The organism is Jeotgalicoccus psychrophilus DSM 19085 (genome assembly GCF_000425845.1).
Lineage (GTDB): Bacteria > Bacillota > Bacilli > Staphylococcales > Salinicoccaceae > Jeotgalicoccus > Jeotgalicoccus psychrophilus.
Genome location: NZ_AUEF01000011.1, coordinates 82,352 through 104,685, shown reverse-complemented (window position 1 = coordinate 104,685; position 22,334 = coordinate 82,352). Strand labels below are relative to the sequence as shown.

The 22,334-nt window shown below is 40.1% G+C and carries 22 protein-coding genes; 15 read left to right on the top strand and 7 right to left on the bottom strand.

Features of this window, described 5'->3' with window-relative positions; all coding sequences use genetic code 11:
* On the top strand, window positions 1–317 hold a 317-nt coding region (locus tag H625_RS0106210), incomplete at its 5' end, for an IS3 family transposase (protein ID WP_026859147.1).
* Between the two features lie 48 nt (window positions 318–365).
* On the opposite strand, the gene H625_RS0106205 is transcribed toward H625_RS0106210, so the two are convergent.
* On the bottom strand, window positions 366–1,793 hold the full coding sequence (locus H625_RS0106205) for an aldehyde dehydrogenase family protein (RefSeq protein WP_026859146.1): 1,428 nt from the start codon (window positions 1,791–1,793) through the stop codon (window positions 366–368).
* Window positions 1,794–1,900: 107 nt separating this feature from the next.
* Window positions 1,901–2,248 carry a hypothetical protein gene (locus tag H625_RS0106200; RefSeq protein ID WP_026859145.1) on the bottom strand — a complete coding sequence of 116 codons (348 nt, stop codon included), beginning with the start codon at window positions 2,246–2,248 and terminating at the stop codon, window positions 1,901–1,903.
* 186 nt (window positions 2,249–2,434) lie between these two features.
* Here H625_RS0106200 and H625_RS12710 point away from each other — a divergent pair, with 186 nt between their 5' ends.
* The 4 genes from H625_RS12710 (at window position 2,435) to H625_RS13225 (ending at window position 6,077) form a co-directional block, all read left to right on the top strand.
* Window positions 2,435–3,463, top strand: coding sequence for a PTS sugar transporter subunit IIC (locus H625_RS12710; protein ID WP_245573111.1), 1,029 nt, complete (start codon window positions 2,435–2,437; stop codon window positions 3,461–3,463).
* Between the two features lie 232 nt (window positions 3,464–3,695).
* Complete coding sequence (locus H625_RS0106190; protein ID WP_035785302.1) at window positions 3,696–5,204, top strand: SLC13 family permease; 1,509 nt, start codon at window positions 3,696–3,698, stop codon at window positions 5,202–5,204.
* A gap of 112 nt (window positions 5,205–5,316) precedes the next feature.
* Window positions 5,317–5,574, top strand: coding sequence for a DUF2071 domain-containing protein (locus H625_RS13975; RefSeq protein WP_051239002.1), 258 nt, complete (start codon window positions 5,317–5,319; stop codon window positions 5,572–5,574).
* Window positions 5,568–6,077: a DUF2071 domain-containing protein gene (locus H625_RS13225; protein ID WP_084135763.1), complete on the top strand. Its 510-nt coding sequence runs from the start codon at window positions 5,568–5,570 to the stop codon at window positions 6,075–6,077. Before H625_RS13975 ends, H625_RS13225 begins: the two co-directional genes overlap by 7 nt.
* A gap of 21 nt (window positions 6,078–6,098) precedes the next feature.
* Here the strand turns inward: H625_RS13225 and H625_RS0106180 are convergent, their stop codons facing one another.
* Window positions 6,099–7,088 (bottom strand): YeiH family protein, encoded by a 990-nt coding sequence (locus tag H625_RS0106180; RefSeq protein WP_035785299.1) that lies wholly within the window; start codon window positions 7,086–7,088, stop codon window positions 6,099–6,101.
* A gap of 172 nt (window positions 7,089–7,260) precedes the next feature.
* Between H625_RS0106180 and H625_RS0106175 the strand changes: the two genes are divergently transcribed.
* From H625_RS0106175 to H625_RS0106165, 3 genes are read left to right on the top strand one after another with little or no spacing between them, the layout of a single operon-like run.
* A complete protein-coding gene (locus H625_RS0106175; RefSeq protein WP_026859142.1) occupies window positions 7,261–8,259 on the top strand; it encodes a TAXI family TRAP transporter solute-binding subunit in 999 nt (332 codons plus the stop codon).
* Between the two features lie 4 nt (window positions 8,260–8,263).
* The gene (locus H625_RS12700; protein ID WP_156897193.1) at window positions 8,264–8,779 is read left to right on the top strand and encodes a DUF1850 domain-containing protein; all 516 of its coding nucleotides are present in this window, start codon (window positions 8,264–8,266) and stop codon (window positions 8,777–8,779) included.
* 3 nt (window positions 8,780–8,782) lie between these two features.
* A complete protein-coding gene (locus H625_RS0106165; protein WP_026859141.1) occupies window positions 8,783–11,002 on the top strand; it encodes a TRAP transporter permease in 2,220 nt (739 codons plus the stop codon).
* Between the two features lie 58 nt (window positions 11,003–11,060).
* Here the strand turns inward: H625_RS0106165 and putP are convergent, their stop codons facing one another.
* Window positions 11,061–12,629: a sodium/proline symporter PutP gene (putP, locus tag H625_RS0106160; protein WP_026859140.1), complete on the bottom strand. Its 1,569-nt coding sequence runs from the start codon at window positions 12,627–12,629 to the stop codon at window positions 11,061–11,063.
* 221 nt (window positions 12,630–12,850) lie between these two features.
* Entirely contained in the window at window positions 12,851–13,291 is a 441-nt protein-coding gene (locus H625_RS0106155; RefSeq protein ID WP_026859139.1) for a YtoQ family protein, read from the bottom strand.
* Window positions 13,292–13,394: 103 nt separating this feature from the next.
* On the opposite strand from H625_RS0106155, the gene H625_RS0106150 reads away from it, so the two are divergent.
* The 3 genes from H625_RS0106150 (at window position 13,395) to mqo (ending at window position 16,085) form a co-directional block, all read left to right on the top strand.
* Entirely contained in the window at window positions 13,395–14,063 is a 669-nt protein-coding gene (locus H625_RS0106150; RefSeq protein ID WP_026859138.1) for an HAD family hydrolase, read from the top strand.
* Window positions 14,064–14,074: 11 nt separating this feature from the next.
* Complete coding sequence (locus H625_RS0106145) at window positions 14,075–14,407, top strand: hypothetical protein (protein ID WP_026859137.1); 333 nt, start codon at window positions 14,075–14,077, stop codon at window positions 14,405–14,407.
* Window positions 14,408–14,579: 172 nt separating this feature from the next.
* Complete coding sequence (gene mqo / locus H625_RS0106140; protein ID WP_026859136.1) at window positions 14,580–16,085, top strand: malate dehydrogenase (quinone); 1,506 nt, start codon at window positions 14,580–14,582, stop codon at window positions 16,083–16,085.
* A 48-nt stretch (window positions 16,086–16,133) separates the two neighbouring features.
* Here mqo and H625_RS0106135 read toward each other — a convergent pair whose 3' ends face one another.
* Window positions 16,134–17,225 carry a PLP-dependent transferase gene (locus tag H625_RS0106135; RefSeq protein ID WP_026859135.1) on the bottom strand — a complete coding sequence of 364 codons (1,092 nt, stop codon included), beginning with the start codon at window positions 17,223–17,225 and terminating at the stop codon, window positions 16,134–16,136.
* Window positions 17,226–17,419: 194 nt separating this feature from the next.
* On the opposite strand from H625_RS0106135, the gene H625_RS12695 reads away from it, so the two are divergent.
* Both H625_RS12695 and guaC read left to right on the top strand, forming a co-directional pair.
* Window positions 17,420–18,346 (top strand): hypothetical protein, encoded by a 927-nt coding sequence (locus H625_RS12695; protein ID WP_051239000.1) that lies wholly within the window; start codon window positions 17,420–17,422, stop codon window positions 18,344–18,346.
* 136 nt (window positions 18,347–18,482) lie between these two features.
* Window positions 18,483–19,466 (top strand): GMP reductase, encoded by a 984-nt coding sequence (gene guaC / locus H625_RS0106125; protein ID WP_035785297.1) that lies wholly within the window; start codon window positions 18,483–18,485, stop codon window positions 19,464–19,466.
* Between the two features lie 228 nt (window positions 19,467–19,694).
* Here the strand turns inward: guaC and H625_RS0106120 are convergent, their stop codons facing one another.
* Window positions 19,695–20,543, bottom strand: coding sequence for a prephenate dehydrogenase (locus tag H625_RS0106120; RefSeq protein ID WP_026859133.1), 849 nt, complete (start codon window positions 20,541–20,543; stop codon window positions 19,695–19,697).
* A 422-nt stretch (window positions 20,544–20,965) separates the two neighbouring features.
* Between H625_RS0106120 and aroF the strand changes: the two genes are divergently transcribed.
* Window positions 20,966–22,000 carry a 3-deoxy-7-phosphoheptulonate synthase gene (gene aroF, locus H625_RS0106115; RefSeq protein ID WP_026859132.1) on the top strand — a complete coding sequence of 345 codons (1,035 nt, stop codon included), beginning with the start codon at window positions 20,966–20,968 and terminating at the stop codon, window positions 21,998–22,000.
* Between the two features lie 19 nt (window positions 22,001–22,019).
* Window positions 22,020–22,310 carry a chorismate mutase gene (locus H625_RS0106110; RefSeq protein WP_026859131.1) on the top strand — a complete coding sequence of 97 codons (291 nt, stop codon included), beginning with the start codon at window positions 22,020–22,022 and terminating at the stop codon, window positions 22,308–22,310.
* Window positions 22,311–22,334 lie beyond the last annotated feature (24 nt).

Below are 22,334 nucleotides of genomic sequence, written 5' to 3'. Positions count from 1 at the left end.
GTCTGTTGAATGATTTAGTCATCCATTCAGATCAAGGATTTCATTACCAACACAGAGCATGGGTAAATATCCTCGACACCTATAATGTGACTCAGAGCATGTCTAGAAAAGGGAATTGCTTAGATAATGCACCCATGGAAAACTTTTTTGGCTTATTGAAACAAGAAATGTTTTATGGCGAACAGTTTGACACTTATGAATTGCTTGAATCCGCTATCCGAGAGTATATTGAATTTTATAACACCAAGAGAATTAAGACAAAATTAAAAGGCATGTCTCCTGTTCAATACAGGAAACATACCTTAAAATCAGCATAATACCAAATAGTCTAACTTTTGGGTATCACGTCATGAAGGGCGTTTTTTTTATGCGAAATATCCTTTAATTGATTTCACTTCTAAAAATTCTTCTATACCATAATCGCCCCACTCACGGCCGATACCTGACTGCTTGTATCCGCCGAAAGGCAATGTGCTCGGTCCGCTGCAATCGTTAATACTGATTGTGCCGGCTTCAATAGAACGTGCAACGTACTGAAGTTTTTCTTTATCTTTCCCAACAACATAGCCTGCAAGACCATAAATAGTATCGTTGGCAATACGGATAGCTTCGTCTAAATCATTGTAAGTGATAATGCTCATTACAGGGCCAAAAATTTCTTCTTGTGCAATAGTCATACTGTTATCGATATCTGTAAATACCGTAGGCTTAACAAAGTAGCCTGTTTCCAGACCTTCCGGTTTACCTGTTCCGCCGTAGTAAAGCGTCGCGCCTTCTTCCTGACCTTTTTCTATATAACTTTGAACTCTGTCGAACTGAGTTTTACTAATAAGCGGGCCAACTTCCATGCCATCTTCTCTCGGATCACCGACTTTTACAGCACTGATTTTTTCTGTCAGTTTCTCTAAAAATTGATCTTTTAGTTTTGCGGGAACAAGAGTGCGGGTCCCTGCTGTACATACCTGGCCGGTATTTCTAACGACTCTGTTTACTGCAGAAGATGCTGCTTCATCAAGATCTGCATCATCCAGAACGATTAAAGGAGATTTACCGCCAAGCTCCAGTGCTACTTTTTTGAAATCAGCCGCTGCTTTCTCCATAATGCTCTTACCTGCACGGCCCGAACCTGTAAATGACATCATACGAACATCAGGATGTTCACTGAGCGGTGTACCGACATTTTCACCATCGCCGTTAACGAGGTTAAAGACGCCCTTAGGTACGCCGGCGGCTTCAAAAATCTCTGCTAAAATACAAGCTGTTACCGGTGTTTCCTCACTCGGTTTTAAGACTACCGGAGAACCTGCAGCAAACGCCGCTGAAATTTTTAATGCTGTCTGATTGGTCGGGAAATTCCACGGTGTAATTAAACCGGCGACCCCGATACTTTCTTTAACAATCAGTGCATCATCACGCTGCTCTTCAAATTCAAATGTATCCAGTGTCTCGGCAGCAGTTCTAAAATGATTCAAACCTGCAGTATAGTGAGAATTTTCTGAGACAGAAAGCGGTGAGCCGAGCTCATTAGTAATTGTCTCAATTAAATCATTTTTTCGCTTCTCATATTCATCAGCAATACGTTCAAGCATAGCCTGACGTTCTTTGACTGGGGTATTGCGGAAATCCAAATATACGTTATGTGCTGCAGCAACGGCTTTATCGACATCTTCCGAGTTGCCGCTTGCGACAGTCGCAAATACTTCTTCTGTCGCAGGATTGATGACATCTATTGTTTTACTGCTTGCGCTGTTAACCCATTCTCCATTTATAAACTGTTTATTATAATTAACCAAACTGAGTCCCTCCAAATTTTGCATATATTTTTATTTATCCTGAAAACTGTTTTTCTAAACAAAAAAAGAATCAAAAAACCTGAAGAAAATATCTCCAGGTTCAAAAATTATTTACGGAATGTTTCAAAGAAACTAAGCGTGTTTAAACCGAATAACTGTAATGCATTTTTACTGCCCTCGTATCCATGTCCCGCTCTCAGGTGTTTTAAAATTGCTACACCAAGTACGCCATTAATCATTAATACTCCGAGACGAGTGAAAGTTTTACCGAGAAATGACAGGAACAGGAAAATTGAGCCAATTGCTTCAAAATAGCCTGCGATTTTCATCTGGTCATTATTGACATTGAATTCTGACTCGAATTCTTCACCCATATTTCCGTCTGCTTTAATCTTGTCGAGACCGCCTTCGATTACTTTCGATCCCACATATAAATTAACTAGATATTTTAACATTTACGGTACCTCCTGCTAATAATTTGAGAAACTTCACAATATCACTAATGTATCCCCATTTTAGCATAGAATTAAACATAAAATTCCAACAATTAAAATTGACTAAAAAAAATTCATATGGTAACTTAACTTCATTGTGTTTTTCATGAAAGGCTTTTCATATAACCATTATATATAGATAAACATTTGGGGGTTTTGACAATTGACGAGCTGATAAGTATTGGTCTGCTGCTGGTTATTTTAGTATTTTTCACTTTGTTTACGCACTTTGCACCTTATGGTTCAAAAGTAATGGGGGCATTTGCAGGTGCCGCAATTGCTACATATTTAGTAGAAGCATTAAACACTTTTGTCATTGGAGATTTATTAAATCTGGAGTTCTTCCAGACGGCCGGATCAGTGGCCGGAGGGCTGGATGGAACAATCGTCGTTATGCTTGTATGTCTCGCGATGAAAGTTAACCCTGTAAACGCAGCAATTTTAGCTGCAGGGTTTGGAGATATGGGACTTATTCCGGGACTGTTCTCGGCTTACATCGTATCGTTTGGAGTGTTGTGGCTGCAGCGTGTTATTCCGAAAGGTCTCGACTTTATCATTGTTATCTTAATTGCATTGCCAATTATCAGACTGATGGGTCTGGTTATCACACCAATGATTGATAACTCACTGCTTGAAATTGGAACGATTATTCAAACTGCTACAGACACTAGTCCGCTTCTGATGGGCTTAATGCTTGGGGGAATAGTAACAGTCGTTGGTATTTCGCCGCTGAGCTCAATGGCGTTAACAGCATTGCTAGGTTTAACAGGTGTGCCGATGGCAGTTGCTGCACTATCAGCATTTGCATCTTCGCCTGCCAGTGCGTGGCTGTTTTATAAACTTAAAATCGGAGATTTAAAATCTATTATTTCAGTAGCGATTGAGCCGTTGTCAAAAGCCGATCTGATTACAGCAAATCCGCTGCCGATGTACGTCACCAACTTTATCGGAGGCGGATTATCCGGAATGGTAATCGCTATGTCAGGTATGATAAACGATGCGCCGGGAACAGCAGCACCGGTTCCAGGGCTCTTAGTGATGTTCGGTTACAACCCGGCTGGACAAGTAGTAATGTACGCTGTGATTTGTGCAGCGATTTCATTTGGCGCTGCAATGGTCGGTTCATATGTATTCAGAAATACTAAAATTTATAACAGTGAAGTTCTTAAAGATTAATTATATTAATGAAGCGCCGGACATTTGTCCGGCGCTTCTTCTTTTTTTAAATATAATAGTCTTACGATATTTTAATTTGTATTTACTCATTGCAAAGTTATATACAGAAGAAAATAAAAAACATGCAGAATTTGAAAGTATTGTGACATATTTGGTTTAATAAAGTATTAAAGGGTAAATGGTGTTATATTGAGAATGTATATACAGAGCTTATAAGGGAGTGACTGTCAAAATGGCAAACAAGAAAGAAACAGAGAAAAAAGGGTATAAACCTCTCTGGATTATTGTCGCTTTTCTAGTATTAATTATTATTAACTTCTTACCAGCACCTGATGCGCTTAGTGTAGTTGGTTTAAGAGCATTATCCGTACTGGCTTTTGCAGTAATTATGTGGGTGACGGAAGCTGTTAAGTATCCGGTATCTGCGGTAATGATTGTCGGACTACTTATTATATTACTCGGACTCTCACCAGTTCCTGGAAATGAAATCGGAGCTTCACTTGGTGTTCCGGAAGGTGCTGATCAGTTTGGGACTAAGAATGCTTTATCACTTGCTTTCGCAGGTTTCTCAAGTTCAGCACTGGCATTAGTAGCTGCTGCACTGTTCCTTGCAAGTGCCATGCAGATTACCAATCTGCATAAACGTCTTGCACTTTATGTGCTCCGTATCGTTGGCAACAAAACGAATGCGATAGTAATGGGTACGATTCTAGTATCTATTTTACTGGCGTTCTTCGTGCCATCAGCTACTGCAAGAGCGGGAGCTGTCATCCCGATTTTGATTGGGATGGTCGCGGCATTTGGAATGTCGAAAGACAGCAGACTTGCAACACTGCTGATCATTACAGCAGTTCAGGCAGTTTCCATATGGAACGTCGGAATTAAAACTGCAGCGGCACAAAACCTTGTTGCCGTAGGGTTTATAAACGAAGCAATGGGCGAAGACGTATCATGGATTCAGTGGTTCATCTATGCAGCGCCGTTCTCAATTATTATGAGTATTCTGCTGTATTTCGTTATGACACGCTTCTTTAAATCTGAAACAGATGAAATCAGCGGAGGACGCGAATTGATTGATAAAGAACTCGCGGAGCTTGGGCCGATTAAAGGCGTAGAGTGGCGCTTAATCACTATCGCTTCACTGCTGCTTATATTCTGGGCAACAGAAGGAATTCTGCACCCATTTGACTCATCATCAATTACATTAATTGCCCTTGCACTTATGCTGTCACCTAAGATTGGTGTATTTACATGGAAAGAAGTCGAGGGAACGATTAACTGGGGAACAATTATCGTCTTCGCAATCGGTATCTCCCTTGGTACGGTACTGCTCAGAACAGGTGCCGCACAGTGGTTATCAGATGTAACGTTCGGTGCCATGGGTCTCGACGCATTGCCGCTCGTCGGAGTCATTGCACTGGTGGCAATCTTTAATATTATTATTCACCTTGGATTTGCGAGTGCGACATCGCTTGCATCAGCATTAATACCGGTGTTTATCGCGTTGACAACGACACTGAATATGGGTGATTCATCACTCGGCTTTGTTCTGGTTCAGCAGTTTGTAATCTGTTTTGGATTCCTGCTGCCTGTAAGTGCGCCGCAAAATATGCTCGCATACGGTACAGGAACATTCACAGTAAACGATCTGCTGAAATCAGGTATCTTCCTGACAGTCGGCGGTTATATTCTGATTATTATTATGTCAGCAACATACTGGCAGTGGATTGGTTTACTGTAAAACGCTAATACTTCGGCTGCTCTCTTCGGAGAGCAGCTTTTTTGTGCAATTTCACACAGCAAAGCGATTTGTTTTCATTTAAACAGGTATATAGAATTGAGGAGGGGAAATAATGAAACATGATTTGTTAAATTATTTAAACCACAGGAACGCACCGCTTCCCGCTGGGAAATGGACAATGTATCAAAAGTGGGAAAACCTGCTGTGCATGCATGTACCGTTAGAAGCTGCAGAGTTATTACCGTATGTTCCAAAAGAATTGGAACTTGATATGTATGATGGTAAAGCATGGATTTCAATCTTTCCCTTTAAGGTGAAAAATCTTCAATTTAGAGGTTTACCAAAATGGCCGTATATTCATAAATTTTAGAGCTGAACGTAAGGACATATGTAAAATATAAAAACATCCCGGGTATTTACTTTTTCAGTCTCGATGCTGCTAAAATACTGTCGGTTCTCGGGGCTCGACTCGGTACCTTGCCATATTATAAAGCGAAAATGAAAGAATCAGATATCAATGGATGGACTGAATATTACAGCCGGCGCCAGATAAAAACTGATGAAGAAACTTATTTTAAAGGCCGGTATAAACAGATTTCCAAACCGGAATTTCCAGCATCGGGTACATTGGATTACTGGCTCTTCGAAAGATATTATTTATTTAATACTGTGAACGGAAATATTATCAGAGTTGGAATTCATCATCTTCCATGGAAACCTGCAAAAGCAGCAGTCACCTATGAAAAAGATGCATTAAATTCGCTGCTGCCGGGCACTCTTCAGGGAGAGACTGTGAAAGCTCATTACGTGGAAGTTCTTGATGTAATATTCTGGCTGCCTGAATTAATAAAGGTACACAAAAAAGACAGCTGATTTCAGCTGTTTTTTTGTGTATTAAATTACAGATGCAACGTAAAAAGTAATTATTGATAGTAAAACCGATGTAATAACCAGAGCATACAGCGGTTTTAAAGCTTTTTCCCTAATTGATTTGAGCGGGACACTGAGTCCAAGACCCACCATTGCCATAACCATTAACAGCGTAGTGAGCTGATCGATGGCTGCACTTAGATTGTGAGGTATTGCAATAAATGAATTCACTACCGCAACAAAAACGAAGAAAAACAGAAAATAGGGAATATCCACTTTACCGCCGGTTTTCTGATGCTTTCTACGCGAAATAAAATACATGATGAGAAAGCTGACAGGAATTAAAAGAAACACTCTGCTTAACTTCGACAACAGAGCCATCGCCATGCCCTCATCATTTGCACTGCCGCCTGCGAGTACAACCTGGGCGATTTCATGAAGACTGAGACCGCTCCATATACCGTATGTAATATCATTCATATCGAATAACGGGCCGATAAATGTATAGCTTAATGCGAACACTGTACCGACAACTGAAATTAAACCGATACTGATTGCAGTATCTTCTTCTTTTGCTTTAATAATCGAACTGACTGCAGATATTGCAGCCGCACCGCAAATACCGGTTCCCGCTGCAAGTAAAAACATAATTGATGAGTTTGTTTTAAAATACTTATTTAATAAATGCATCATTGCAAAACTGAACAGGATTACGCCGATGCCGAGCAGAATCATCACCCAGCCGTCGTTTAAAATGAGCTGAAGATTCAGCTTGAAACCATAAAGAACAATAGCAAAACGCAGCAGTTTTTTTGCAGAAAAGGTAATACCCGGACGCAACGGTTCCGGGTAACCGAGAGACTGCCTGTAAATGACTCCGATAAGGAGTGCTACCGCCAGTGCGCCTACACTCGATAAAATCGGAAGCTGTGTGAGCAGTATACTCAGTATTGCAATAACCAGTGTAAATAATATACCGGAAATAAATAATCTGTTGAAATATTTATTGATCATTGTGTGCACCTCGTTAAATTAATATTAGCATTTAATGAGGTTAGTGGGAATCAGAGAAAACAAATTAATATGCATTCATTTAAATATAAGAAGAATTTTCTAATTATTGAAAGCGATATTATGGTAAGATAATTGGTAAGAAAGTAAAAATTTTGAAAGGGGAATAATTTTTATGAAAAAGAATTATTGGTTTTTACTGATGCTTTCTGCAGTTATGCTGGTTTTAGCAGCATGCGGCGGAGACTCTGCGAATGAAGAAGAAAGCGAAGAAGGTTCAGGAGATTCAGCGGGAGGAGACGACTGGATTGAAAATATTACATTGCTTACAGGCGGTGAAGCAGGGGTCTACTTCCCTCTGGGTGTAGCAATGGCTGATATTATCGATACTTCTTTTGATAATGTAAGTGCAACGGGTGTATCTTCCGGTGCCTCTGTATCTAACGCGGAACAGTTAAATAACGGCGAAGCCCAGCTCGCGCTCGTGCAGAATGATATCGCATTCTATGGTGCTGAAGGAAACAACATGTTCAGTGAACCATTAGACAACTACAGTGGTGTATTCACAATCTACCCTGAAACAATTCAGCTGGTTACTTTAGCGGACTCAGGAATTGAATCGGTATCAGATCTTGAAGGGAAACGTGTTGCTATTGGGGACATGGGTTCAGGTACTGAAGCCAATGCTACTCAGATTATTGAAGCACACGGCATGACAGTCGACGATGTTGACGCGCAATACTTAGATTTCTCGGATGCTTCAACTAACCTGCAGGATGGAAACGTTGATGCTGCTTTCGTAACCGCGGGTACTCCAACTGGTGCTATCCAGGAGTTGAGTGCAAGTGCTGACGTTAAAATTGTAAGTTTTGATGAAGATGCAATGAATGACCTGATGGAAGAGTACACTTACTATACTCAGGTTGATATTCCGGAAGATGCTTACGATAACTTTGACAGTACAGCTTCTACAGTTGCCGTACAGGCAATGCTGATTGCTTCAAATGATATCCCGGAAGATCAGATGTATGAAATGACAAAAGCAATTTTTGAAAATCTGGATTCAATGGCAAATGCTCATGTCCGCGGGGAAGAGCTGACACTTGATACTGCAGAAGACGGTATGTCGATTGATCTGCACCCTGGGGTACAGCGCTATTACGATGAGCAGTGATTAAATGAGTAAAGATAATTATAAAAAGGCATTGCTTATACGCAATGCCTTTTTATCCCTTACAAGTCTCTTTATCGTGCTTGAACTGGTTATAATGTTTCAGCTGAATCAGCCGGTAAAGATTATTATTGAGGATATGAGTACTGAAGAAGAGCTGTTTGTACAGGAAGTGGAATATGGCGAACGTTTTGAAGTGAATTACATTCATTCGGTTGAACGCTCTCCGGTTAGTGAAGTTTTTGAAGTGCGCGGTGACGGTATTTATACGATGGAAAGTCATACAGAATCTTTTGGGGCAGGTATGCCTTATGCAGGTGAAGATGTCGAACTGAAAGATGGAAAATTTACCATCAAAAATATTAACCGTAAAGTTCACGGAGGGACGCTGCGTATCAGACCATCATCGGTTTTCCCGCATCATATTATTATCGGGGATACAGATATAGTTATTTCGAATGCGCCATATAAAGGAAAAAATTTAGAAGTAAAATTAATTAAAAGTTATTTTAGAGGTGATTAACCAATGGATGCTAAAGAACAACAGAAAATGATTCAGGAATTAGAGGGCAGCGACAGAGATCTTGGAAAAAAACTCACCATACTGGTCAGTTCTATTTCAATTCTGCTGGCCGTTTTTCACCTTTACGTTGCAGGCTTCGGTTTGCCGGGCATCGGTTCAAGAACATTTCTGATTATTCACCTGACACTTGCAATAGTACTGGTGTTTTTAATATTCCCAATTAGAAAAGGGACGTCACAAAAAACAATTCCCATATACGATTTTATCCTTTCAGGATTATCACTGGGATTAGGGATTTATTTAATACAGAGGCAGGATGCACCTGAAATAATGTCTGCACGCCCGACAGAACTGGATTTAATTATCGGTGCACTGTTTATTGTTATTGTTATAGAAGCAACGAGACGTGTTGTTGGTCTGCCGCTTGTAATCATTGCATTGATTGCTATCGGTTATTTCTTTGCCGGAGAATTTTTGCCCGGTCAGTTTTACCACAATAGAGGCGACTTCTCGAGATTCGTCTATGAGATTACATACAGAAGTAACGGTATTTTCGGAACACCGATCTACGCTTCCGCACAGTTCGTATTTATATTTATACTGTTTGGGGCAATTCTGGAATCGACAGGTGCCGGAAAAATGTTTATCGATCTTGCCATACGCGGATTCGGCAAATATAAAGGCGGTCCGGCCAAAGCAAGTGTAGTTGCAAGTGGAATGATGGGAAGTATTTCAGGGAGTTCAACTGCCAATGCGGTAACGACCGGAACGTTTACAATCCCCTTAATGAAAAAAGTAGGATTCCCGCCTCATGTTGCAGGCGGTGTTGAAGTTGCTGCTTCATCCAGCGGGCAGTTTCTGCCTCCGGTTATGGGTGCAGCTGCGTTTATCATGGTTGAGTTTACAGGGATTCCATATTTTGAAATTATTAAAAGTGCACTGATACCTGCACTGCTTGCTTATGTAGGTATACTGTTTATGGTACATTTCGAAGCCAATAAACATAATATTTCCGGAATGGACAGAAGCGAAATGACGTCGGCAAGAAAACTGCTGCTCAGTCAGGGTTACTTGATAGTGCCAATATTAATATTACTCTACTTCCTAGTAGTGGAAAGAGCGTCAGTTAACGCTTCGGCATTCTATTCGATTATCGCGATGATTGTTATCGCATTCTTTGCATACCGTTTTAAAACGAGTATGGGACGGACGATAATATTTGCTGCAATTCTTCTGGCAATCACTTTCTCGATGCAGTACTTAATCGTATTTGTGAACCAGGGGCTCGTAATATTTAATGATGCGCTCGGCTTAAGTCTATTCAATACAGAAACTATCCGCTGGCGCAGTCCAATATTTACAATGGTGCTTGGCGGAATTATTGTTGCGCTGCTCTTTGCAATGTTTATGAAGATGACAAAAAGAGATGTGACACCACAAAAATACGGATTTACACAGCTTCTTGAAGGTTTTGACAAAGCTTCAAGAAATGCCCTGAGTATTATCGTTGCCTGTGCGACAGCAGGTATCCTGATTGGGGTAATTACAACGAGCGGATTATCGACAAAATTTACAAGAATAGTAATCAGTTTTTCAGATACAATTGAAGGCTGGCTGCCGAACTTTATGATTACCGATAATACCCAGCTGTACATCGCACTGGTACTGACAGTGTTCGCATGTCTGCTCTTAGGTATGGGACTGCCGACTACAGCGACATATGTAGTACTTGCCGCTGTTATTGCACCGGTACTGACAAATATGGGGCTGCCTGTAATTGTAGCGCATCTGTTTGTATTGTATTACGGAGTTCTTGCAGATGATACACCGCCAATCAACCTGCCGGCGTACGCTACCGCAGGTATAGCGAAAGCAGGGCCGATAAGGACCGGCGTACAGGGCTTTAAGTATGACTCAGCTGCCTTGCTGCTGCCGTTCATGTTTGCTATAAACCCTACGATACTGCTGATTACAGATGCCAGTGCACTTGAAATGGCCTGGGCAGTTCTGACAGCGGCGGTCGGTATGGCGACATTCGCATCATTTATACAAAACTTTATGTTTGTGAAGTACAGTATTTTTGAAAGAATAGTTGCTGTCATTACGGCACTGCTGTTTATCCAGAGTGATTTAGTTACAGATGCAATCGGTTTTAGTCTCTTCATTCTGCTGGTTGCTTACCAGCTTTATAAGAAGAAAAAACAGGAACCTGTAACAGCTTAATAGAACAAAGAAAAAAGCGCGAACCGGGATTTTCCGGTTCGCGCTTTTTATCTGCTTACTACTTATCTTCTCTTAAAATTCTTTCAGTTTCTTCGAACTCTGTAGCCATTTCAGGTTTAAGTTCGTTCTGAGTCATCTTACTTACGATAATACCAGCAAGTGTTGCAACAATAACACCAGGAACAATTTCATAGAGTCCCGTACCGAATGTACCCGCTGCGATCCATATAATAACCGTTCCGGCACCACCGATGATAGATGCGATTGCGCCTGAACGTGTCATACCTTTCCAGTGGAGAGCCATGACCATTAGAGGACCAAACGCGGCACCAAAACCTGCCCATGCGTTAGCAACGATGTTAAGGATAACTGATTCATCATCCCATGCAATAAGAATTGCAACTACAGCGACAAGAATTACAGAAATTCTACCTACAAGAACGAACAGTTTGTCCTGTTCTTTTTCTGTTTTAGTTTCTTTACCGCCAATCATTTTAAGACGGATCATCTTGTAGAAATCCTGCACAAGTGAACTTGATGTAACTAAAAGCTGTGAAGAAATTGTACTCATAATTGCTGCTAAAATAGCTGCAAGGAAAAATCCGCCGACTAACGGGTGGAAGAGTACCTGACTCATAAGTACCAGGATTGTTTCCGGATCTCCTACATTATGGCGAGTCGCATCAGTAAATGCGATACCAAGCAAACCAGTCAGACATGCACCGATAAGTGCAATAGCCATCCAGATAATACCGATACGGCGGGCTTTTGGTATCAGCTTATGAGATTTAATAGACATAAAGCGGACGATAATATGAGGCTGTCCAAAATACCCAAAGCCCCATGCGAGGTTACTGATGATAGTAATTATCGAGACACCGCTGATTAGTGACAGATAGTTAATATCAGCTAAAGCACCAAGCTCTTCAATTCTGACAAATGGTTCGATACCGTCTCCTGTCAGTGTCATCCATGTTGCGATTGGAATCATGACAATCGCGATAAACATTATTGTTCCCTGGAAGAAGTCTGTAAGACTTACAGCCAGATAACCGCCGAAGAATGTGTAGATTACAACTACGCCGGCTGTAACAAATAAGCCCCAGTGGTACGGTAAGTTAAACGCACTTTCGAACAATTTACCGCCTGATACCATTCCGCTGGCTGTGTAGACAGCGAAGAATATTACAATAACAAGGCCTGCGATAATACGCAGCATATGCTTGCGGTCTTTAAAGCGATTTTCAAAAAAGTCCGGGAGCGTAATTGAGTCGTTGGAAACTTCCGAGTAAACACGAAGTTTCGGAGCGACAACTATGTAGTTCACGTATGCCCCGATTGTTAAACCGACAGCAATCCAAATACTTGAGAGCCCCACACTGTACATGCTTCCTGGAAGCCCCATCAGCATCCAGCCCGACATATCAGAAGCTCCGGCAGATAAAGCAGTAACCCATGCGCCGATATTACGGCCGCCGAGCATATACTCGTTCAGGTTTGATGTGGATTTATTGTATGCATAAACCCCAATCGCAATTAAGACGATGAAATAAACCGCCATCATTACGTACTGTTCCCACCCAGCTGTGAAGGTGAAAGCAGATCCTGCTGTTGTATTAAGAATCATTCAAAAAACCTCTCCCCTTGAGTAATATAGTAAAACTGTTTATGTAAATTACATAAACCATGAAGTAACCTGTTCTTTCAAAGCAAAAGAATAGAATTACACATGCGCCAATTATAACGATAGTTGTGTGCTATTACAACGTGATTCGGGGAATTGTCTGTTAATTCACGACGAAAACCGCCCGGTAATCCTATTACTGAGCGGTTTTGAATGATTCTATTTTATTTATAAATATATTCTAAAACTTCAATTGCTTGTTCTACTGTGCTTGTAACGACGTTGGCTTTCTCGGAAATTTCTTTTAATGGATGAATTAATTTTTCAGGACGCACTAAAATTAACGGCTTGCCGGTAGTAATTGCTGTTGTTGCATCCATTGCAGTATTCCATTGTTTGTATTCTTCGCCGAAAAGAGCGATTACGACGTCAGCTTTGTTCATTAAAACCTGCGTACGCAGATTGTTAATGCTTGATGCTGCATCGTCGCGGTAATACTTGCCTGGCTGTTCGCCTAAAATATTTTCACCAATGTTATCCGATAAATCATGATTCGTCTGAGGTGAAACAAAAGTTAACGGTAAATCCTTCTCTGTTGCCAGAGACTGAATTTTGTCTCTCCAGTCGCTGTGAATCTCGCCTGCTAAATATACTGTTAAATCCATGAAACAACCTCCTAATAGTCATTGCATATTAGTATATACCCTAATCTATTTATGGTAAAATATTTAAAGTAGATTAATTATCCATGGAGAGGAATAGACCGACATGAAAGTGGCATTATTTGATTTTGACGGCACATTATATCCGCATGAAACGTTTGAAACGCTTCGTGCACATTTAAAAAATCACCCGAAATTTAAAAAGAATTATAAGCATTTTGTCCGTTATTTTGCGCCGACCTATTTTGGATATAAAATGAAAATGGTGCCAAAAATTAAAATGCAGCACAGAGCATTGGAATCTTATATACTTTCATTCAAAGGTTATTCCAAAAATGAAATAGATGGATTTTTTGAAGATGTCGCGAATTCAATGAGCACCGAGCTCAGAGTCTCACTGCTTGAAAAGATTCAGCAGCTGAAACAGGACAACTATTATATAGTGCTGATTTCAGGGGCATTTATTCCTTTATTGGAAGCATTGTTTAAAGGTGTCGGTTTCGATTATATCGTCGGTTCAAAAATTCATTATAATGGTGATGTTCTGGATTATAAAACACGATTTGAACGCGTGTTTGCCGAACGCAAGATTGACATCATTAAAGATCACTTTAAAAACAAAGAAGTTGACTGGCCGAACAGCCAGGCATACAGTGACAGCATAACGGATATAAAAATGCTGGAACTTGTCGGCAAGCCGGTAGCAGTATCACCGGATAATGATTTATTATCAATAGCACAGGATAAAAACTGGAAAATATTAAATGATTTTTAGGAGGATAAACTGTGAACTTAATTAATTTAACTGAAGCGGATCTTTATCCGACAGAGAAGTTTGGGCCATCACTTGAAGGTACATTATTATATAAAGTAAGAGATCAGGCTCATTTCCCGGGAGCATACATGACCACAAATGAACGCCTGTTTATGAATGTCGATATGAACGGCGAAGCATACACGAGAGTGTTTGCTTATGCTGATATCGTCCGTGCTTTCGTAGAGGATAATGTGCTGTTTATCGAATTCCCGGAAGGTATGGGGAAAATTGCAATGGTCGATATAACCGCTGGAAACATTGAAGAATTTGCGGAATATGTTAACGAAAAAAGTGAAAAATAGAACGATTAAGGATGTGCTGAGACAGTGCATCTTTTTTGAGTTTAATTAGTATGACACTGTTGGTGATTAGTATGACACATTTCATGATATAGCTTTCAGAAAACAATAAAAAAGAGTATACTGTTACTGAATATTAATATAATAAACATGGATAAGGGGCATCAATTAAAGTATGACTACTTCTATTAGCAAAACGGATGTGGTTCTGATTGGTGGCGGGATTATGAGTGCCACGCTTGGAACACTATTAAAAGAATTAAAACCCGACTGGAACATTAAAGTTTTTGAAAAACTTGATGATGTTGCAATCGAAAGCTCAAACGCATGGAATAACGCCGGCACGGGGCATTCGGCGCTGTGTGAGCTGAACTATACACCAGAGCTTGCAGACGGCTCAATAGAAACTTCAAAAGCAATTAAAATTAACGAACAGTTCCAGATTTCAAAACAGCTTTGGGCGTATTTGATTGAAAAGGGAGATTTAGATACTCCGGAGGACTTCATTCGAACAGTGCCGCACATGAGTTATGTGGAAGGTGAAAAGAATGTTGAGTTCCTTAAGAAGCGTGTGGAAAAACTGACTGAAAGTCCGCTGTTTGAAGGTATGGAATATACCGACGATCACAGTATTTTAAAAGAATGGCTGCCGCTGATGATGCAGGGGCGTGACCCGAATGAAGAAATCGGTGTAACCCGTATTGATTCAGGAACGGATATTAACTTCGGCAGTCTGACTAAAAAGTTATTTAAGAGACTTGAAGAGCAGGGTGTGGAAGTGCACTTCAAACATGCTGTTCAGGACATTCGCCGCACTCAAAAAGATAAATGGCAGATAAAAGTTAAAAACTTAAACAACAGCAAGTTGGAATATCATACAGCAGACTTTGTCTTTATCGGTGCCGGCGGCGCAAGCCTGCCGCTTCTGCAGAAGACAAACATTCCTGAATCTAAAAATATCGGCGGATTCCCGGTAAGCGGACTATTCCTCGTTTGTGATGATGAAGAAGTCGTGAACCAGCATGAGGCTAAAGTGTATGGTAAAGCTAAAGTCGGTGCACCGCCGATGTCTGTACCGCATCTTGATACACGTTATATTGACGGGAAAAGATCGTTGCTGTTCGGACCATTTGCAGGGTTCTCTCCTAAGTTTCTGAAAACAGGGTCGTATCTGGATTTATTCGGATCGGTTAAACCATACAATGTATTGACTATGCTGTCTGCCGGAGCAAAAGAGCTTGGCCTGACTAAGTACTTAGTACAGCAAGTACTGCTGAAAGAAGAACAGCGTATGGATGAACTTCGTGAATTTGTTCCTGAAGCCCGTTCAGAAGACTGGAAAACAATCACTGCAGGCCAGCGTGTGCAGATGATTAAAGATACGGATAAAGGTAAAGGAACATTAATGTTCGGTACTGAGACGGTTGTATCGGAAGACGGTTCAATGGCCTCACTTTTAGGTGCATCACCAGGTGCTTCTGTAGGTGTGGATGCAATGCTTGAACTTTTAAGCCGTGCATTCCCCGAGGAATTCGGTTCATGGCAGGATAAAATTAAAGAAATGATTCCAACATATGGTGTTTCTTTATCTGATAATCCTGAGATTTTCAAGGAAATGAATGAGCGCACAACTGATACTTTAAGACTGAAAAGTCATGAAGAAGGCGCGTTACTAAGCTAAATAATGAAAGCAGGCATCCGAATCCCGTGAGGGAAGCGATGCCTGCTTTTATTTTAATGACTTGTTCAATGCCTGTTCAATATCTTCGATTATGTCATTCACATTTTCAATGCCGATTGACAGACGGATTAATGAATCATCGATACCGCGTTTCATGCGTTCATCATCCGGCATTTCAGCGTGTGTCTGTGTAAATGGGAATGTGATGAATGTTTCTGTGCCGCCGAGACTCTCGGCGAAAGTACAGACTTCAATATTCTCTAGAAACGTATTCACACTGTGAGTATTTTTAAAGCGTAGGCTCAGCATACCAGTCGTTCCGGCGTAGAGCACTTTATCGACGGCATCATGATTTTCAAAGTGAGCGGACACTTTTTTTGCATTTTCGATTGCACGGTCCATGCGTACGTGCAGTGTTTTTAAACCGCGAAGCAGTAAGAACCCGTCAAAAGGAGACAATGTTGCGCCGATCATGTTGTGATATAAGCTGAGGGATTCAGCGAGTGTCTCATCTTTAACAGTAACGACACCTGCCAGTACATCGTTATGACCGCCGATATATTTAGTAGCAGAATGAAGAACAATATCAGCACCTTCAGTGAGCGGACGTGATAAATACGGTGTTAAAAATGTATTGTCGATAATAGTTAAAATGTTTTTATCCTGCGCGATTTTGAACAACGGAGCTAATTCAGTTGTTTCCATCGAAGGGTTGGTGATAGGTTCTATAAAAAATGCACGGGTATTTTCATTGATTAGAGAAGTTATTTCATCATGATTATTAAAATTTACATAGTGGAACTTCACGTTATACTTCGTTTCATAAAAATCGAAAATACGGAACGTCCCGCCGTATAAATCGAAACTTACAAGTACTTCGTCGCCGCTGTTAAATAAATTACAGCACAGCTGCACAGCTGCCATTCCGCTCGATGTTGCAAATGAATGAGTGCCGCCTTCAAGTTCGGCGAACGCTTCTTCAAAATGAGAACGAGTTGGATTTTTAGTACGGGTGTAATCAAATCCGGTCGATTTCCCGACGCCTTCATGCTCGAATGCAGTTGATAAATATATAGGGCTTGTTGTTGCTCCTGTATGATCAGGATTTAATGAGATTTGAGATAATTTAGTGTCCAATATTTACCGTCCTTTTCATCCATGTATTTTTGAAAGATATGTTAAATATATAAATTAAGCGGGTACAAGTCAATGGTTTAGAAAGAATATTGTGATAACTTAGTGCGGGTAACGGCATTGCGCTGTACTAGAAAGTGGTAGATTAAAGTAACGATAAGCGTTATAATAAGGTTAATTAAATTACAGGAGTGATACGAGTGAGTCAGTCACAGAACGTTATATACTATACAACAGCTCAAGTAACGGACATGGTTGAACTGTCTGATCAGAACGTTAGAAAATACGTTAGATTACTTGAAGACAGAAATTATGAAGTTGCTAAAGATGAACACAATAGAAGATTGTTTTCTAAAAAAGATGTGAGTGCTTTACAGGAAATGATTAAAATTGCCAAGTCCCCAGGGAACACGCTGGACTCTGCGGCAGATGAAATCATTGAAAATCAGGATGACTTTGAAGAAACGCCAAGTGAGAATCAGGTTTCTAAAATGTCGGATAATGACGTTTCAAGATTGCTTGCTTTAGTTCTTGAAAAACTGGATGAAATCCAAAATGAAAACAAAGAATTAAAATCAAATATAAGTACACTCGTACACAGACTTGAAGAATATGATCTTAAAGCACTGGAATATAATCCAGATGAAAAAGTTGAAACTTCTTTAGCTGAGGAAGCATACGAAACTGAAGAATCATTTCAGGTTACAGAAGAAGAGTCACGGGAAGCTGACACTGCTGTATTTGAAACAGGAACAGTGGAAGAAGAAATCACAGAAACTGAAGAAGAAGCTATAACACCAGAAACATCAGTGGAAGAAATTACAGTAGAAGCACCGGCTGAAGAACCTGCAATAGAAGAAACAATTGAAGAAAGTGCTGAGGAAGTTCCTGAAGAGTCAACATTAGAAGAACCTGCAACAGCAGAAACTATTGAAAATCAGGATGAAGCAGTTGAACAAAAAGAGGAAAATACAGGAACAATCGACTTGAGTACACAGGAAGAAACAGTTGAAGAGACTGTATCGGTATCTTCAGAAGAACTAAATAATGACGAAACTGCACAACAGCAGATTGAAGAACCGAAAAAAGGTTTCTTTGGGAAACTGGCAAGCATGTTCAAAGGTTAGAATCGAAATTTATTTCGATTCTTTTTTTATTTTCAACAGATTTATTGACATGTGAAAATAAAACCACTATAATCCCTATTGGCGAACGAGATTGAAACATCAGTTAAATAATATACGGATTAGAGGAGTTTTTATCATGGATAGCGTATTTGATTATGAAGATATACAATTAATTCCGAACAAATGTATTGTGGATAGTCGTTCAGAATGTGATACTTCAATAGAATTTGGTAAGCACACATTCAAACTGCCTGTAGTGCCTGCAAACATGCAGACAATTATTGACGAGAAGATTGCTACGTATTTAGCGGAAAACGGATATTTCTATATAATGCACCGTTTCAACCCTGAAACACGCAGTGAATTTATTAATAAAATGAGAGGCAGAAAACTTATCTCTTCTATAAGTGTTGGAATTAAACAGGAAGAATATGATTTTGTACTCAGCTTAAAAGAACAGAACTTGATACCTGACTATATAACAATCGATATTGCTCACGGTCATTCAGACAGAGTAATGGATATGATTAAACATATTAAAAAGCATATACCTGAAACATTTTTAATTGCAGGTAACGTTGGAACTCCTGAAGCAGTGAGAGAATTAGAACACGCTGGAGCAGATGCAACTAAAGTTGGCATCGGACCTGGTAAAGTTTGTATCACTAAAATTAAAACAGGATTTGGTACAGGCGGGTGGCAGCTTGCTGCACTGCGGTTATGTGCAAAAGCAGCATCTAAGCCAATTATCGCAGACGGCGGAATCCGGACACACGGAGATATCGCTAAATCTGTAAGATTCGGTGCATCCATGGTTATGATTGGATCACTATTTGCAGGCCACGAAGAATCACCTGGTACTGTTTATGAAGAAGACGGCAAGAAGTATAAAGAATACTTCGGTTCAGCTTCTGAATACCAAAAAGGTGAACACAAGAACGTAGAAGGCAAGAAAATGTATGTAGAATACAAAGGACCTTTAGCTGCAACATTAACTGAAATGCAGCAGGACCTGCAGTCATCTATCTCATATGCCGGCGGCAATGAATTAGATGCAATCCGTACAGTAGATTATGTAGTTGTTAAAAACTCAATCTTTAACGGCGATAAAGTATATTAATAGTTTTACTTGAAAGGCCGCAGATGCGGTCTTTTTTATTTAACAGAGTTTATCTCTGACATGAGCGGGTTTCATTGGTGAGGTAATGGTTTATCTCTGACATGAGCGGGTTTCATTGGTGAGGTAATGGTTTATCTCTGACATGAGCGGGTTTCATTGGTGAGAATCTCCCTATCCAATTAACAAAAAACACCGAATCCATTAACAGATCCGGTGTACTATATCAATCTATTCAATATCGTGCAAGTCTTTATAACGTTTCGTACTTTCGAGCATCATTTCTTCCATCGTTTCAACGTCATCGCTTTGTATTGCAGTGTTGAGTTTATCGAGCTGTATCTGGAAGTTTTCAATGTGTTTGACGAGGTGATCTTTGTTCATCATAAACAGTTCCGGCCATAATTTTTCGTTAATATTCGTAATGCGGGTTAAGTCGCGGTAACTGTCACCGGTGAATTTTTTAGTGTTACGCTCGGCATCATCGCTGTTGATTAATGAAATTGCGATGACATGGGCGAGCTGACTCGTGAAGCCGATGACTTCATCGTGAAAGTCCGGAGTAATTACAGAAATACTGCCGAATTCCAATTTCTTAACGAAATTTTTCAGGAACTCAATATTCTCTTTTTTGTTACGCGGTGTGGGTGTAATCAAATAGTTGGCACCGATAAATACTTCTCTGCTGCTGAACTCGAGGCCGCGATTTTCACGCCCTGCCATCGGATGGCCAAAAACGAAATCGGCATGTTCCGGTAGCAGCGGTTCAACTTCATCTATTATAGATGTCTTCACGCCGGTGACATCGGTAATGATGCAGCCTTCTTTTAGATGAGGGACATAATCTCTTAGCAGGTGCACAAGCAGTTTTGGATAAACTGCAAAAATAATTAAATCTGCATGTGGAATGATGTTTTTAAAATCATCTGAACCGTCTTTAATAATATGCTGAGTTTTTGCTTTTTGAATGACCGCAGTATCAATGTCTATTGCATATATATTAGCGTCAGGGATATTCTCTTTAATAGAAAGGGCAAACGATCCCCCAATGTTTCCTAAACCGATAATTGCTATATTCATATATTTAATGCCTCCGTATTTTTACGATTATACTATAAGAATGAATATACATTAATTAATTAAATTATGTAAAGATTTAATTAATTCTAACGAATAGATTGACAAACTAATATGACCCGACATATAATTACAATCAAACACATTATAAAGGAGCGGTTATTTATGTTAACCCATACAACTTCACAACTGAATAACCGACTTTACTTTAGCTATTTTTGATACCGTTTGTACACATCATTCGTACAAACGTAAAACAAACTGTTTGTATCAATGATGGCTGAAGATTTTGTAATGTCTAGCCATTTACTTTAAATAAGTGGCTAGGAGTCGGGACTTCTACATATTTTTCTATACTCACTGCCACTTACTTTTTAAAGTTAAGTGGCAGTTTTATTTTTAAAAATTTTAGGAGGCTGTTAAATATGATTATTCATGTAAAGCGCGACGCAACAGAAGGTAATATTAAGACACTCGTTTCAAACATCGAGGAAGCAGGTTTCAGAGTTCATCGTTCTGATGGTGAAAGACGTACAATAATCGGCCTGATCGGCGATACATCGAAAGTCTCCGAAAATGATTTCAAAAAATACAGTATCGTAGACGGGGTGTACAGAATTCAAAAGCCATATAAGAAAGCGAACAGAAGTTTCCAGGAAGATGACAGTATTATTGACGTTGGCAACGGTGTTAAAGTCGGTGCTGAAAACTTCATGGTCTGCGCAGGACCTTGTTCTGTTGAAGACTTAGACAGCACAGTAGAATTAGCAATTAAATTAAAAGATGCGGGTGCCAACTCATTACGAGGCGGAGCGTTCAAACCGCGTACATCACCGTACAGCTTCCAGGGGCTTGGCGTTGAAGGGCTTAAAATTTTAAATGAAGCTAAAAAAGAAACAGGACTGCCTATCGTTTCCGAACTGATGGGAACAGATCATTTAGATACATTTGTCGACATGGTTGACGTTATTCAAATTGGAGCACGTAATATGCAGAACTTCGATTTGCTTAAAGCTTTAGGCCAGACAAACAAACCAATTTACTTAAAACGCGGAATGTCTGCAACAATTCAGGAATGGTTAATGTCGGCGGAGTACATCATGGCCGGCGGCAACAGCAACGTTGTTCTTGTAGAGCGCGGTATCCGTACTTTCGAAACAGCAACGCGTAATACATTAGATATACAGGCAGTTCCCGTGGCACAAAAAGAATCTCATTTGCCGATCATCGTTGACCCGTCACATGCAGCAGGTGTAAGATACCTGATTCCTTCAATGGCTAAAGCTGCAGTTATGGCAGGAGCAAACGGTTTACAGATTGAAGTTCACGAAGATCCTGAGAACGCATGGAGTGATGGTCAGCAGTGTCTGACACCTGCAGAGTTCAAAGAACTAATGGATACGATTAAAGTACTTCTTGAAATCGAAGGTAAACAAATTAACGATATCGTTATAGCATAAAAAATATAGGAGGCTAACCATGGGGAGACATGAAGAGTTACGTAAAGAAATAGATCAGATAGACCGTCAGCTCGTTCAGCTTTTCGAAAAGAGAATGAAAGTATCGACGGAAATCGCTGAGTATAAACTCAGAAATAATGTTCCGGTTTTAGACGCACAGCGCGAGAAAATGGTTATTAATAAAAATATATCCTATTTAAATGATCGTACGCTGGATACTTACATCTCGGAGTTTAGTAAACACCTCATGGAGCTCTCCAGAAGAAGACAGCAGGAATGTCTTCATACACAGCATACAAAAACATGCTAAATAAAAAGGGCGCCCGGCGGGCGT

What these genes read in the sequence shown, in the direction of transcription:
- H625_RS0106200 (WP_026859145.1), bottom strand. Translation starts at nt 2,248, where the DNA reads ATGTTAAAATATCTAGTTAATTTATATGTGGGATCGAAAGTAATCGAA.
- H625_RS0106190 (WP_035785302.1), top strand. Translation starts at nt 3,696, where the DNA reads ATGGCAAACAAGAAAGAAACAGAGAAAAAAGGGTATAAACCTCTCTGG.
- H625_RS13975 (WP_051239002.1), top strand. Translation starts at nt 5,317, where the DNA reads ATGAAACATGATTTGTTAAATTATTTAAACCACAGGAACGCACCGCTT.
- H625_RS0106180 (WP_035785299.1), bottom strand. Translation starts at nt 7,088, where the DNA reads ATGATCAATAAATATTTCAACAGATTATTTATTTCCGGTATATTATTT.
- H625_RS0106175 (WP_026859142.1), top strand. Translation starts at nt 7,261, where the DNA reads ATGAAAAAGAATTATTGGTTTTTACTGATGCTTTCTGCAGTTATGCTG.
- H625_RS12700 (WP_156897193.1), top strand. Translation starts at nt 8,264, where the DNA reads ATGAGTAAAGATAATTATAAAAAGGCATTGCTTATACGCAATGCCTTT.
- H625_RS0106165 (WP_026859141.1), top strand. Translation starts at nt 8,783, where the DNA reads ATGGATGCTAAAGAACAACAGAAAATGATTCAGGAATTAGAGGGCAGC.
- putP (WP_026859140.1), bottom strand. Translation starts at nt 12,629, where the DNA reads ATGATTCTTAATACAACAGCAGGATCTGCTTTCACCTTCACAGCTGGG.
- H625_RS0106155 (WP_026859139.1), bottom strand. Translation starts at nt 13,291, where the DNA reads ATGGATTTAACAGTATATTTAGCAGGCGAGATTCACAGCGACTGGAGA.
- H625_RS0106150 (WP_026859138.1), top strand. Translation starts at nt 13,395, where the DNA reads ATGAAAGTGGCATTATTTGATTTTGACGGCACATTATATCCGCATGAA.
- mqo (WP_026859136.1), top strand. Translation starts at nt 14,580, where the DNA reads ATGACTACTTCTATTAGCAAAACGGATGTGGTTCTGATTGGTGGCGGG.
- guaC (WP_035785297.1), top strand. Translation starts at nt 18,483, where the DNA reads ATGGATAGCGTATTTGATTATGAAGATATACAATTAATTCCGAACAAA.
- H625_RS0106120 (WP_026859133.1), bottom strand. Translation starts at nt 20,543, where the DNA reads ATGAATATAGCAATTATCGGTTTAGGAAACATTGGGGGATCGTTTGCC.
- aroF (WP_026859132.1), top strand. Translation starts at nt 20,966, where the DNA reads ATGATTATTCATGTAAAGCGCGACGCAACAGAAGGTAATATTAAGACA.
- H625_RS0106110 (WP_026859131.1), top strand. Translation starts at nt 22,020, where the DNA reads ATGGGGAGACATGAAGAGTTACGTAAAGAAATAGATCAGATAGACCGT.